The sequence below is a fragment of the Janthinobacterium sp. BJB446 genome (genome assembly GCF_002735655.1).
Taxonomy (GTDB): Bacteria; Pseudomonadota; Gammaproteobacteria; order Burkholderiales; family Burkholderiaceae_D; genus Janthinobacterium; species Janthinobacterium lividum.
On sequence record NZ_PDZK01000001.1, the window covers coordinates 3,074,930 to 3,088,402 of the forward strand.

Annotated in this window: 11 protein-coding genes; 10 read left to right on the top strand and 1 reads right to left on the bottom strand. The window is 61.7% G+C overall.

Annotated elements, in window-relative coordinates; all coding sequences use genetic code 11:
* Positions 1 to 112 precede the first annotated feature (112 nt).
* The 10 genes from CSQ92_RS13625 to CSQ92_RS13670 all read left to right on the top strand — a co-directional run bounded on the left by CSQ92_RS13625 (position 113) and on the right by CSQ92_RS13670 (position 10,943).
* Positions 113 to 505, top strand: coding sequence for an Mth938-like domain-containing protein (locus tag CSQ92_RS13625; RefSeq protein WP_070260554.1), 393 nt, complete (start codon positions 113 to 115; stop codon positions 503 to 505).
* On the top strand, positions 502 to 2,175 hold the full coding sequence (locus CSQ92_RS13630) for a glycosyltransferase family 39 protein (protein ID WP_099394353.1): 1,674 nt from the start codon (positions 502 to 504) through the stop codon (positions 2,173 to 2,175). The genes CSQ92_RS13625 and CSQ92_RS13630 overlap by 4 nt, the downstream gene beginning before the upstream one ends.
* Before the next feature lie 206 nt (positions 2,176 to 2,381).
* Positions 2,382 to 3,518, top strand: coding sequence for a DegT/DnrJ/EryC1/StrS family aminotransferase (locus CSQ92_RS13635; protein ID WP_034785472.1), 1,137 nt, complete (start codon positions 2,382 to 2,384; stop codon positions 3,516 to 3,518).
* An 11-nt stretch (positions 3,519 to 3,529) separates the two neighbouring features.
* Positions 3,530 to 4,525, top strand: a complete 996-nt coding sequence (locus tag CSQ92_RS13640; RefSeq protein ID WP_034785511.1) for a glycosyltransferase — start codon at positions 3,530 to 3,532, stop codon at positions 4,523 to 4,525.
* Complete coding sequence (locus CSQ92_RS13645; protein WP_034785471.1) at positions 4,525 to 5,442, top strand: formyltransferase; 918 nt, start codon at positions 4,525 to 4,527, stop codon at positions 5,440 to 5,442. Before CSQ92_RS13640 ends, CSQ92_RS13645 begins: the two co-directional genes overlap by 1 nt.
* A 21-nt stretch (positions 5,443 to 5,463) precedes the next feature.
* Positions 5,464 to 6,516 carry a bifunctional UDP-4-keto-pentose/UDP-xylose synthase gene (locus tag CSQ92_RS13650; RefSeq protein ID WP_070282370.1) on the top strand — a complete coding sequence of 351 codons (1,053 nt, stop codon included), beginning with the start codon at positions 5,464 to 5,466 and terminating at the stop codon, positions 6,514 to 6,516.
* Entirely contained in the window at positions 6,516 to 7,475 is a 960-nt protein-coding gene (locus tag CSQ92_RS13655; protein ID WP_070260550.1) for a polysaccharide deacetylase family protein, read from the top strand. The genes CSQ92_RS13650 and CSQ92_RS13655 overlap by 1 nt, the downstream gene beginning before the upstream one ends.
* A gap of 74 nt (positions 7,476 to 7,549) precedes the next feature.
* On the top strand, positions 7,550 to 8,020 hold the full coding sequence (locus CSQ92_RS13660) for a peroxiredoxin (RefSeq protein WP_034785468.1): 471 nt from the start codon (positions 7,550 to 7,552) through the stop codon (positions 8,018 to 8,020).
* A gap of 290 nt (positions 8,021 to 8,310) precedes the next feature.
* Positions 8,311 to 10,131: a PhoH family protein gene (locus CSQ92_RS13665; protein WP_034785467.1), complete on the top strand. Its 1,821-nt coding sequence runs from the start codon at positions 8,311 to 8,313 to the stop codon at positions 10,129 to 10,131.
* 137 nt (positions 10,132 to 10,268) lie between these two features.
* Positions 10,269 to 10,943 carry a site-2 protease family protein gene (locus tag CSQ92_RS13670; protein WP_099394354.1) on the top strand — a complete coding sequence of 225 codons (675 nt, stop codon included), beginning with the start codon at positions 10,269 to 10,271 and terminating at the stop codon, positions 10,941 to 10,943.
* A 34-nt stretch (positions 10,944 to 10,977) separates the two neighbouring features.
* Here the strand turns inward: CSQ92_RS13670 and CSQ92_RS13675 are convergent, their stop codons facing one another.
* Positions 10,978 to 13,389 (bottom strand): TonB-dependent siderophore receptor, encoded by a 2,412-nt coding sequence (locus tag CSQ92_RS13675; protein WP_257219209.1) that lies wholly within the window; start codon positions 13,387 to 13,389, stop codon positions 10,978 to 10,980.
* Between the last annotated feature and the right edge of the window lie 84 nt (positions 13,390 to 13,473).

The following is a 13,473-nucleotide window of genomic DNA, read 5'->3' on the forward strand; positions in this document are numbered from 1 at the left end:
CTTTTCAGTCGCTCTTTTCTGTCATTTATGGCATGCTTACGCCCTTGGCCGCGGCACGCAATTTGGCCGCGCGCGCACCGATCAACCGACACGACCAGCCCCCGATATCGCCATGAAACTCCATGCCAGCAGCACCCAACAATACCAGACTGTCACCGGCTATGACGAAAACGGCGTCGAGATCAATGCCCAGCCGTATAACTACAGTCTGATCGTCATGCCGGAAATGCCCCCGCGGGCGTGGGAGGTGGACAGTTTCGAACAGCTGAACGAGGCGCATTTCGCGCAAATCCTGGCCGATGCGCCCGACGTGGTCATCCTCGGTACGGGCGAGCGCCAGCGCTTCGTGCACCCGAAGCTGACGGCCGCGCTGACCATGCGCCGCATCGGCGTCGAATGCATGGATAGCCAGGCTGCCTGCCGCACCTACAATATCCTCATGGGCGAAGGCCGCAAGGTCACCCTGGCACTGATCCTGGCCCCGGCTGCAGGCAAGGCCGCATGAAAATCAACGTCAACGAGCTGCACTCGTCGCGGGTGCTGATGTGGTCGCTGCTGGGCATCTTCATCGTCGTCACCCTGTATGCGCTGGGCGTGCGCACCCTGGTGCCGCCCGACGAAGGCCGCTACGCGGAGATGGCGCGCGAAATGTTCGTCACGGGCGACTGGATCACCACGCGCCTGAACGGCATCAAGTACTTTGAAAAACCGCCGCTGCAAACGTGGATGAATGCGCTGACCTTCGCCGCCTTCGGCCTGGGCGAATGGCAGGCCCGTTTGTGGACCGGCCTGTGCGGCATCATCGGCGTGTGCATGACGGCCTACGCGGGCAAGAAAGTGTTCGGCCCGCGCGTGGGGCTGTATGCCGGCCTGGTGCTGGCGTCGAGCCTGTTCTGGCTCGCTTCCGGCCAGATCAATTCGCTGGACATGGGCCTGTCGGGCATGATGACCCTCACCATGGGCAGCCTGCTGATCGCCCAGCGCGACGACGCCACGGCACTTGAACGGCGCAACTGGATGCTGGCCTGCTGGGCCGCCATGGCGCTGGCCGTGCTGGCCAAGGGCCTGATCGGCATCGTGCTGCCGGGCGCCGTGCTGGTGCTGTATTCGCTGTGCGCGCGCGACTGGCGCATCTGGACGCGTTTGCATCTGGTCAAGGGCTTGCTGGTGTTCTTTGCCATCGCCACGCCGTGGTTCGTGCTGGTCGCCCTGCGCAATCCGGAACAGCCGCACTTCTTCTTCATCCATGAGCATTTCCAGCGCTTCCTGATGAAGGGCCACAAACGCGAAGGGGCCTGGTATTACTTCCTGGTGCTGCTCATTCCCGGCATCCTGCCGTGGATAGGCGTGCTGCCGCAAAGCCTGGCCGCCGCCTTCCAGCGCCAGGAAGGCGCCTTCCAGCCCCGCTTGATGCTGCTGGTCTGGGCCGTCTTCATCTTCTTCTTCTTCAGCTATTCGACCTCGAAGCTGCCTGGCTACATCGTGCCCATCTTCCCGGCGCTGGCCCTGCTGGTGGCGCTGTACCTGGAATCGGCCTCGCGCCGCCAGCGCATGCTGGCCGCCGGCCTGCTGTGCGTGCTGGGCGCGGCCGTCCTGATCGGCGGACCGATCGCCTTTGGCAAGGCCAGCGCGCGCGACGCGGAAGCCTTGATCGCGCTCAAGGGATACCAGCCATGGCTGATGGCGGCCGGCTTCTTCGCCCTGGCCGGTGGCGCCCTGGCCTTGCTGCATGCGCGCCAGCTGCGCCGCGACATGACGGTGCTGACCATCGCCGGCGCCGGCTTCCTGGCCACGCACTGCATCCTGGCCGGCTCCGAACTGTATGGCCAGAACCGCGCGGGCACCGACATGCTGCCGCAGATCCAGGCCGAACTGACGGCCGATACCAAGCTCTACTCCGTCGGCATCTATGAACAGTCGCTGACGTACTACCTGCAGCGGCCCGTGATCCTCGTCGATTACTGGGATGAGTTCACGTTTGGCCTGAAACAGCAGCCCGAGCTGTCCATCCCGAGCATCGAGACTTTCATCACGCAATGGACGAACGATGCCAACGCCGGCGTGCGCGACATGGCCATTATCAGCCTGAACCGTTACAAGGAATTGCAGGAGCGTGGCGTGCCCATGCGTGTCATTGCCAAGGATGCGCGCCGCATGGTCATTGCCAACAAATAAATGTTTAAAGGGGCGCGAGGCAGTATGGATCGCGCCCCCGGCCAGCTTGCCCCGCCCCCGCATCAGCAGGATTTTTCACCGCTGAACCGGCTGCGCCGCCGTACTGACGATATAAAATAGCCATGCCTGCCAGCGGCCATTCACCGCACTGGCAGCCTCGGCGACGCCGATACCCTGACACAATACAGATCCAAGAACTGCGCCCCATGACCTCTACCCTGCCCTTTTTGCCATTTTCCAAACCCACCATCGATGAAGCGACCATCGCCGCCGTCGGCGAAGTGCTGCGCTCGGGCTGGATCACCAGCGGCCCGAAAGTGCAGGCATTCGAAGCCCAGCTGTCCGAGTATTTCGGCGGGCGTCCCGTGCGCACCTTCAATTCGGGCACGTGCACCATGGAAATCGCGCTGCGCATCGCCGGCATCGGCCCCGGCGACGAAGTCATCACCACGCCCGTGTCGTGGGTAGCGACAGCCAACGTCATCATCGAAGTGGGCGCCACGCCCGTGTTTGCCGACATCGACCCCGTCACGCGGAATATCGACCTCGACAAGCTGGAAGCGGCCATCACCCCGCGTACGAAGGCCATCATCCCCGTCTACCTGTCCGGCTTGCCGGTCGACATGGACCGCCTGTATGCGATTGCTGAAAAGTACAATTTAAGGGTCGTGGAAGACGCGGCGCAAGCATTCGGCTCCAGCTGGAAGGGCAAGCGCATCGGCGCGTTTGGCGACTTCGTCTCGTTCAGCTTCCAGGCCAACAAGAACATCACCACGGGTGAAGGCGGCTGCCTCGTCCTCAACAATCTGGAAGAAGCGAAGCTGGCCGAGAAATACCGGCTGCAGGGCGTCACGCGCAGCGGCGTCGACGGCATCGACGTCGATGTACTGGGCGGCAAATACAACATGAGCGACATCATGGCCGCCATCGGCCTGGGCCAGTTCGCCAATATCGACGCGATCACGGCCCACCGCCGCGCGCTGGCACGCCACTATTTCGCGCAATTCGGCAGCGATTTCGAAGCGCAGAGCGGCGCCCAGCTGCCCGTGCAGGACTTTGAAAACAGCAACTGGCATTTGTTCCAGATCATCCTGCCCGACAATGGCCCCGGCACGCGTGCCGCCTTCATGCAGCAAATGGCGCAGCAGAACGTGGGAACGGGCTATCATTACGCACCGATCCACCTGTTTACCATGTACCGCGAACGCGGCTTTACCGAAGGCATGTTCCCCGTTTCGGAAAAGATCGGCCGCCTGACCGTGACCTTGCCGATGTTCTACGCCATGACGACACAGGACGTGGAACGCGCCGTCGCCACCGTCAAATCCATTCTCATCAAATGAGCAGCGCGCCGATGAAACCTGAACTGTCCATTATCATTCCAATCTACAACGAGCAGGATGGCCTGGCCAGCCTGTTCGCCCGCCTGTATCCGGCCCTCGATGCCCTGCAGACGAGCTACGAGATCATCTTTGTCAATGATGGCAGCCGCGACAATTCGGTGGCCATCCTGGCGGAACAGTTCCGCCAGCGCCCCGACGTCACGCGCGTAGTCTTGTTCAACGGTAATTATGGCCAGCACATGGCCATCCTGGCCGGCTTTGAAGCTTCGCGCGGGCAAATCATGGTCACGCTCGATGCCGACCTGCAGAATCCGCCCGAAGAAATCGGCAACCTGGTGGCAAAGATGCGCGAAGGCTACGATTACGTGGGCTCGATCCGGCGCAAGCGGCAAGATTCCGCCTGGCGCACCCTGGCGTCGAAGATGATGAACCGGCTGCGCGAGCGCATCACCAACATCAAGATCACGGACCAGGGCAACATGCTGCGCGCGTATGGCCGCAACGTGATCGACCTGGTCAACCAGTGCGCCGAAGTCAACACCTTTGTTCCCGCCCTGGCCTACACGTTTGCCCGCAAGCCCACGGAAATTACCGTCGAGCACGAGGAACGCTCGGCCGGCGAGTCGAAATACTCGCTGTACAGCCTGATCCGCCTCAATTTCGACCTGGTCACGGGCTTTTCGCTGATTCCCCTGCAAATCTTTTCGATGCTGGGCATGCTGCTGTCACTCAGTTCGGCCCTGCTGGTGATCTATCTGCTGGCGCGCCGCTTCCTGTTCGGCGCCGAGGCGCAGGGCGTGTTCACCCTGTTCGCCATCGCCTTCTTCCTGATGGGCGTGATCCTGTTCGGCATCGGCCTCGTGGGCGAATACGTGGGACGCATCTTCCAGCAAGTGCGCGCCCGTCCCCGCTACGTGGTGCAAACCATCTTGCAGGACGGCATGGCCCAGGCGGAAGCCGAGGCGCCATCGTACGTGCGCCTGGAAAAGCGCCAGGTGGGCCGCTGATGGGCGCCCCGCGCGCCGTCGTCTTCGGCTACCACAATGTGGGCGTGCGCTGCATCAAGGTGCTGCTGGCCGGAGGCGTCGATATCGCCCTGGTCGTCACGCACGAAGACAGCCCCACGGAAAACCTGTGGTTCGAGTCCGTCGCCAGCCTGTGCCAGGCCGAAGGCATCCCGTACATCACGCCCGGCGATCCGCGCGCGCCCGAGCTGCTGGCGCAGGTGCAGGCGGCAGCGCCGGACATGCTGTTCAGCTTTTACTACCGCCACATGCTGCCCGCCAGCATCCTGGAAGTCGCGCCCGCCTACAATATGCACGGCTCGCTGCTGCCGCAGTTTCGCGGCCGCGCGCCCGTCAACTGGGCCGTGCTGCATGGCGCCCCGCAAACGGGCGCCACCCTGCATGAAATGACGGTCAAGCCCGATGCCGGCGCCATCGTCGCGCAAACGGCCGTGCCCATCCTGCCCGATGACACGGCCTTCGAAGTCTTCGGCAAGGTCACCGTGGCGGCGGAACAAACCCTGTGGAACGTGCTGCCGGCCTTGCTGGACGGCACGGCGCCACGCCAGCTCAACGATTTGCGCCAGGGCGGCTACTTTGGCGGGCGCAAGCCGGAAGACGGGCGCATCGACTGGAAGTTACCCGCGCAGCAGGTGTACAACCTGCACCGGGCCGTCGCGCCGCCCTATCCCGGCGCCTTCACCGAAGTCAACGATGTCATTTACACCATCGAAAAAGCCCGCTTGAGCAAGCATTCCGCAGGAAGTTTGCCACCGGGCTTGGCGGTAGTGGATAATTGCATCTTTGGCGTCTGCGGAGACGGCCGCATGCTGGCCATTTCCGCGCTGAGGGCTGCCGGGGAGCCGATTTCGGCTCAGCAATTGCAAGCAAGTCTGACCACCCGCGTCAGCACACACTGATATCACTCAAGAGAATCTCACATGAAAAAAGTCCTCATCTTAGGCGTCAACGGCTTCATCGGCCACCACCTGTCCAAGCGCATCCTGGAAACCACCGACTGGCATGTCTACGGCATGGACATGAACACGGACCGCATCACCGAATTGCTGGAAGATGACAACTACAAGTCGCGCATGCACTTCTTCGAAGGCGACATCACGATCAACAAGGAATGGGTCGAGTACCACGTCAAGAAGTGCGACGTGATCCTGCCGCTGGTGGCCATCGCCACGCCATCGACCTACGTCAAGCAGCCGCTGCGCGTCTTCGAACTGGACTTCGAAGCCAACCTGCCCATCGTCCGCTCGGCCGCCAAGTACGGCAAGCACCTGGTCTTCCCGTCGACCTCGGAAGTGTATGGCATGTGCCATGACGAGGAATTCGATCCGGAAAACTCGGAACTGATCTGCGGCCCGATCAACAAGCCGCGCTGGATCTATTCGAACGCCAAGCAGCTGATGGACCGCGTGATCTGGGGCTACGGCATGGAAGGCTTGAACTTCACCCTGTTCCGTCCATTCAACTGGATCGGCGCCGGCCTGGACTCGATCCACACGCCAAAAGAAGGTTCTTCGCGCGTGGTGACGCAATTCTTCGGCCATATCGTGCGCGGCGAGAACATCTCGCTGGTCGACGGCGGCGCGCAAAAACGCGCGTTCACCTACATCGACGACGGCATCGATGCGCTGATGCGCATCATCGCCAACAAGAACGGCATCGCCAGCGGCAAGATTTACAACATTGGCAATCCGATCAATAACTATTCGATCCGCGACCTGGCCGGCATGATGCTGACCCTGGCCGCCGAATACCCGGAATACGCCGAAGGCGCGAAACACGTGAAAATCGTGGAAACGACCTCGGGCGCCTACTACGGCGCCGGCTACCAGGACGTGCAAAACCGCGTGCCGAAAATCACGAATACCTGCGAAGAGCTGGGCTGGGTGCCGACCACCACCATGGCCGATTCCCTGCGCAATATTTTCGACGCCTACCGCAGCCAGGTAGCCCAAGCCAAAGCCCTGATGGATTAATGTTGAGCAAGCCGTTCCTGACCCTGAAAATCGACGTCGATACCTATCGCGGCACCCGTGAAGGCATGGGCAATCTGGTGCGCATGCTGGCCGCGCACCAGGCCAAGGCCACCTTTCTGTTCTCGCTGGGCCCCGACCACACGGGTTGGGCCCTGCGGCGCGCCTTGCGGCCCGGCTTTTTCAGCAAGGTGTCGCGCACCTCGGTGGTCGAACACTACGGCTTGAAAACATTGATGTACGGCACCTTGCTGCCGGGACCCGATATCGGCAAGCTGTGCGCGGCGCAATTGCGCGCCGTGCGCGATGCCGGTTTCGAGTGCGGCATCCACACCTGGGATCACACCCTGTGGCAAGACAACGTGGCCAAGCGCAACGCCGCCTGGACCATCAACATGATGCGCAAGGCCGCCAACCGCTACGAACAGGTATTTGGCACCAAGCCGCACACGCACGGCGCGGCCGGCTGGCAAATGAATGTCAGCGCCTTTGTCGAACACGACACGGCCGGCTACCGCTTTGCCTCCGATGGCCGCGCCATGCTCGACGCACGCGGCGCCATGGTGCATCCTGGTAATGGCCCACACCGCGTGCGCAACGGCAACACCATCCTGCAATGCGTGCAATTGCCTACCACCCTGCCCACCCTGGATGAATTGCTGGGCTGCGAAATCGACGGCAAACTGATCACAACGAGCAATGTTGCCGCGCATATATTGTCGCTGACGGCGGACAATCCCCGCGATCACGTATATACCTTGCATGCGGAACTTGAAGGACAGAAACTCGCCCCCATTTTCGAACAACTGCTGGCTGGCTGGAAAGCCCAGGGCTACCAGTTTGCAGCGATGGGCGATTATTATGAAAAGATAAAAAATACGGACTTGCCCGTTTGTCCCGTCACCTGGGATGAGTTGCCAGGCCGTTCGGGACGCCTGATTGTGCAGGGCAAAGCGGCCTGAATGCTGTATTGTTGCACCTGGATGCGTTGCCAGATTAAAAACAGCGCTGATGATCACCGTTCAGGAGAGAACCTGTGGCTGATAGCCAATCCCTCGTTAGCATACCCGACTTTAGCGCCGCCATGACCAGCGGCAAGACCTTTCAGTTGCTGGGCCGTCCGGCCAAGGCCACGGTGCTGTTTTTCTATCCGAAGGACAACACCCCTGGCTGCACCACGGAAAACATCGCCTTCCGCGATGCGTATTCGCAATTCGTCGCTGCAGGCGTGGAAATCTACGGCATCAGCCGCGATTCCCTGCGCTCGCACGAAAGTTTCAAAGCCAAGCTGGAACTGCCGTTCGAGCTCATTTCCGACCCCGACGAAGCCGTTTGTCTGCTGTTTAACGTCATGAAGATGAAACAGATGTACGGCAAGACGGTCCGTGGCGTCGAGCGCAGTACGTTTGTGATTGACGCCCAGGGCCGATTGGTGAAAGAATGGAGAGGCGTGAAGGTCGCAACTCACGTGGAAGAAGTGCTGGAATTCGTAGCGCATCTGAATTGATCGTCCATTTTTGATCCAATGCGCGTTGTCGGCTTCCAGCGAGCCTGGTTCAACCGCAGTTCAGTTCACGGTACCTATCGCCATTTTGAGTCAACGAAGCGCCTCCATCCACTCCGCCAGGCGGGCATGCAGCCCGTCGATGGCGTCCATGACCGGCCATGCTGCCGGCCTTCCGGCAGTTACTCGTCCTGTAGCATTGTTGTTCCCCCGCATCCACCCCATGAGAAGTGCCGCCAGAAGCTGGCTGCCCATGGGCGATTCATTCCAGAAATTTTTTGATTGAGATCCTGATGCCACTGCCAAAATTACCGAGCAAGCCAGCCACCATCCTGGCCACCCAAGATTACCCAACCGCAGGCGCAGCGCGCCCGGCCACCAAAACCCCGGCAGCCAAGAAAGTGGCTGCACCGATTATTGAAGCGGCGATCGCCGAAGTTGCCAAGCCGGTCCGCAATGCGGCCACGAAGATCAAGCAAGTGGCGGCCCTGATGGTCGCCAAGCCGGCGCCAGCCGTTGCTGCACCGGCGCCGGTCGCGGCCGCGCCTGCCGCTGTTGCTGCGCCTGCAGCGAAAGCCAAGCCGGCGGCAAAAGGCAAGGTCACGCCGATCAAGCCCGTCAAGCAAGCCGAGCAGCCACATCCTGCCAAGCACAAGGCTGTCGAAGTGCAGCTCAAGTCGTCCGCCAGCCGCGCCGCCGACCAGCGCGGCATCAGCAAGCTGTTCGTGCTCGACACGAACGTGCTGATGCACGATCCATCCTCGCTGTTCCGCTTCGAGGAACACGATGTGTACCTGCCGATGATGACCCTGGAAGAGCTGGACAACCATAAAAAGGGCATGACGGAAGTGGCGCGCAATGCACGCCAGGTCTCGCGCACGCTCGACGCCCTGATCAGCAACACGGATGACGACGCCATCGAACACGGCATCCTGCTGTCCAAGCTGGGCAACAAGGATGCCAAGGGCCGCCTGTTCTTCCAGACGCGCCTGCAAAGCGCCGACTTGCCGGCTGGCTTGCCAGTGGGCAAGGCCGACAACCAGATCCTCGCCGTCGTGCGCTCGCTGGAATCGGAACAGGAAGGCCGCCCTGTCGTGCTGGTGTCGAAAGACATCAACATGCGCATCAAGGCGCGCGCCCTGGGCCTGCCGGCCGAAGATTACTTCAACGACCATGTGCTGGAAGACACGGACTTGCTGTACTCGGGCATCGTGCAATTGCCGGACGACTTCTGGAACAAGCACGGCAAGGACATGGAATCGTGGCAGGAAAGCAAGAACGGCTACAGCTCGACGTTCTACCGCGTGACGGGCCCGTTCATCCCGTCGCTGCTGGTCAACCAGTTCATCTACCTGGAACCGAAAAACGGCGAAACGCCGTTCTACGGCCAGGTGAAACAGATCAACGGCAAGACAGCCGTGCTGCAAACCCTGCGCGACTTCAGCCATACGAAGAACAATGTGTGGGGCGTGACGGCGCGCAACCGCGAGCAGAATTTCGCGCTGAACTTGCTGATGAATCCGGAATGCGACTTCGTCACCCTGCTGGGCCAGGCCGGTACCGGCAAGACCCTGCTGGCCCTGGCCGCCGGCCTGGCGCAAGTGCTGGAAACCAAGCTCTACAATGAAATCATCGTTACCCGCGTCACGGTACCGGTGGGCGAAGACATCGGTTTCCTGCCGGGCACGGAAGAAGAAAAGATGTCGCCATGGATGGGCGCCTTCGACGACAACCTGGAAGTGCTGAACAAGTCCGACTCCGATGGCGGCGAATGGGGCCGTGCGGCAACGCAAGACCTGATCCGCTCGCGCATCAAGATCAAGTCGCTCAACTTCATGCGCGGCCGCACGTTCGTAAACAAGTTCCTCATCATCGATGAAGCGCAAAACTTGACGCCGAAACAAGTCAAGACCCTCGTCACGCGCGCCGGACCCGGCACGAAGATCCTGTGCCTGGGCAACATCGCGCAGATCGACACGCCATACCTGACGGAAGGCTCGAGCGGCCTGACTTACGTGGTCGACCGCTTCAAGGGCTGGACCCACAGCGGCCACGTCACCCTGGCCCGCGGCGAGCGCTCGCGCCTGGCCGACCACGCCAGCGAAGTACTGTAAGTGATAGCGGGCGGCGCGAGCTGCCCAGTCATTCGAAGCCCCGGCTGCAGCGATGCAGGCGGGGCTTTTTTCATGTGCGCGACTTTTCATGGCGGCATGTTCTAATACCGCTCCTTTCCTTCTGGACACATAGCCCGATGCATCCCGCCTTTCAGTTGTTGCTCTGCTTCATCCTCTTCATGTTCATCCACATTTCCGTCATGGCGGCCTGCGCCAGGCTGTCCGGCATCACGGTGTGCAGCGTCAGCTATGGCGTGGGACCGACCGTGCTGACCTGGGGAAAAGTCCACGTCAAGCTGCTGCCGCTGGCCGGCAGCTTGGTGCTGAAAGATACGCGTGAAGAAGAACTGTATGACGATGATCCCTGCCTCGATGCCTACAACTTCCAGCCGCTGTGGAAGCAGGTGCTGCTGCCATTGAGCGGCGTGGGGATGCTGCTGGCATTGTCGCTGGGCATCATGGGAGCCTCGGGCTGGGACAGCTTTGTCGCGGCCTTCGGGCAAATCATCCACGGCGCGCTGGCACCGTTGTCGACGGCGCAGGAATTGCTGGGCAATGGAGAGGCGTTTGCCCGCACACACGGCTTTGCGCTGGCGTTCGCCCTGTTCTCGTTGAAACTGTGCGCCTTGAACCTGTTGCCGTTTGCCGGCTTGAACGGGGGACAGGCGCTGCTGGCCATCGCGCGCGGCGGCAAGCCGTATGTGACGTGGGAAGAGACGGCAGCAAAATGGCTGTTGCTGCCGGGGCTGGCGATCCTGCTGGCGTGGGCGGCAGTACTGGCCGTGTATTGCTGGCGCGCGCTGGGGCTGTAATCGCACAGCCCCAGCTGCTTACACCCTGCTACAGCTAGAAATTCATCTTCAGGCTCAGCAGGGCTTCGCGTTCGGCGCCACGGAAGATGCCGCCAAAGTATTTCTTGTCAAATACATTGCCGATATTCAGAGCCAGGCGGTAACGCGCCGTTTCGTAGGCCACGGCGATATCGGCCAGGGTGTACGGATCATTCATGTACAGCGCATTGGCCGCGCCATTGTAGGGCGAACTGCCACGGTAGCGCAGGCCGCCAGCGAGCATCAGGCCGGGCACGGCCATGGGCCGGTAGTCGAGCCAGACACTGGCCGCATGGCGCGTCGTCTGCAGGGTCTGGCGGCCGATTTCGTAGTCGCGGTTGCTCTTCGTCGTGCGCGGGTCCAGATAGGTATAGCCTGCCAGCACGCTCAACTCGGGCAAGGGTTTGAACGTACCTTCCAGTTCCACGCCCGTCGAACGTACCTCGCCCGTCTGTAGTGACGAACGCGGGTGGAGGGGATCCGGCGTGGTGACATTCGTTTGCGTCAGATCAAACAGCGATGCCGTCAACATGGTCGATGTGCCGGCAGGCTGGTACTTGATACCCAGCTCCACCTGCTTGCCCTTGCGTGGCTGAAAAGCCTTGCCGTCAAAGTCGCGGCCCGTGGCCGGGTCGAACGAGGTGGCATAGCTGGCATACGGCGCCACGCCATTGTCGAACAGGTACAGCAGGCCGGCACTGCCCGTGGTGGCATTGTCGTCGATGCGCGTGCTCGCAGAATTGAGCTGCGTGCTGCGCGCGCGGTCGTGGCGCAGGCTGGCATTCGCCACCCATGCGCCCAGCTTGAACTGGTTCAACGTGTAGATGCCCGTCTGCTTGAGTTCAGTGTCGGTGTAGTCGAGTCCGGGCGCGGCGATCGATTGATGGTAGACCGGCGCATGGATATCGAGGTTCGGCACGTCCCAGCCAAAGCCCAGGCCATCGTTTTCCTTGTATTTCAGGTAATCGATGCCCGCCACGAAGCGGTGTTCGATCTCGCCCCAGCGAAAGTCCTTCTGCGCGCGGCTGTCGACCGTCCAGGTCTTGCCGTCCACTTTTTCCGCCAGGCTGCCGCGCGTGGCCGTGCGCCCGTCAGGCAGCAAATCCATGGCGTAGATATGCTGGTAATCAACCTTGATGGTGGCATAGCGCAAGTTTTGCGTCAGCTTCCATCCATTCCCTGTTGCATGCTCGAACATATAGCCAAGGGCGCGCGTATCGCGGTCGAAATAGTCGAAGGACGGGTCGCCCGCCGTGCGGCTGACGGGCAAGTCCTTGATCTGCGGATGCACAAACAGGCTGGGCCACCATGGCTTCGGCGTGCCCCGCTCTTGCGAATATGTGCCCAGTACGGTCAGGCTGGTGCGCGCCGAGATGTCCCAGCGCAGCGAGGGCGAGATGGAAACGCGGTTGTTCTTCGATTCGATGGGACGATCGTCGGCATCGCGGCCCGTCAGCGTGACGCGGTACAGCAAGCCATCGTAGCCCGCGACAGCGCCGCCCAGGTCGGCATTGATCTGATAGCGGTGATAGCGTCCCGCGGAAAACCCCACGCTATTGACGTGGTCTGCATCCGGCAGCTTGGAAGTGACATTGATCATGCCGCCCGGGCGGCCCTGGCCGTAGAAGACGGACGCGGGCCCCTTGATGACTTCGACGCTGTCGAGATCTGCCATTTCGCTATTCCACGAACCATAACTGCCCGCCGACAGCAGCTTCAAGCCATCCTGGTAGTACGAGCTGCCATCGCTGAAGCCACGGATGGTGGCGCCCGACATGCGCACGTCGGCACCCGTCACGTCCGTCAGCACGCCCGCCGTATAGGCCAGCGCCTGTTCGATGCTTTTCGGGGCCTGCGTCTTGATCTGTTCACGCGTGACAACGGAAATGGCGCGCGGCGTCTCGAGCAATGGCGTGCCCATCTTGGTGGCGGCCACGCTGATGGGCACATAGCCGCGCGACACCGTGCCCTCGCCCGCGTCAGCCGCTGCCATGACGGAAATCAATGGCATGACGGCGTCGGGCGCCGTGCTGGCCACGGCAGGCGCGGCGCGCAGCACGTAGCTGCCCGCCTCCAGTTCGACCGCCTGCAAGCCCGTACCCGCCAGCAAGACGGCCAGGGCAGCCTGCGGCGTGTACTGGCCTTGCAGGCCGGCCGTGCTCTTGCCGCTGGCCTGGTCTGGCGTGTAGCTGAGCAAGACATTCGCCGCGCTGGCCAGGCTGCGCAGCGCGGGGGCCAGCGGACCGGCAGGAATGTCGTAGGCCAGGCGCATGGCGCCAGCCTGCTGGGCATTGGCCGCTTGCGCCTGCGCCAGGGCTGGCGTGGCGGCGTACAGCGCCAGGCTGCACACGGCCAGCGACACGGCACGGGCGATGGGAAGGATTTGCGGTGTAGAAATATAGTAGCGCTGCTTGCGACGAACGGACATGGTGTAAAGCCTCTCAAATGGACTGCTGAAATGATTCCCTTACTTAGCAGGTGCCTTGAGAATGCGAATCGGTCAGGCTGGACA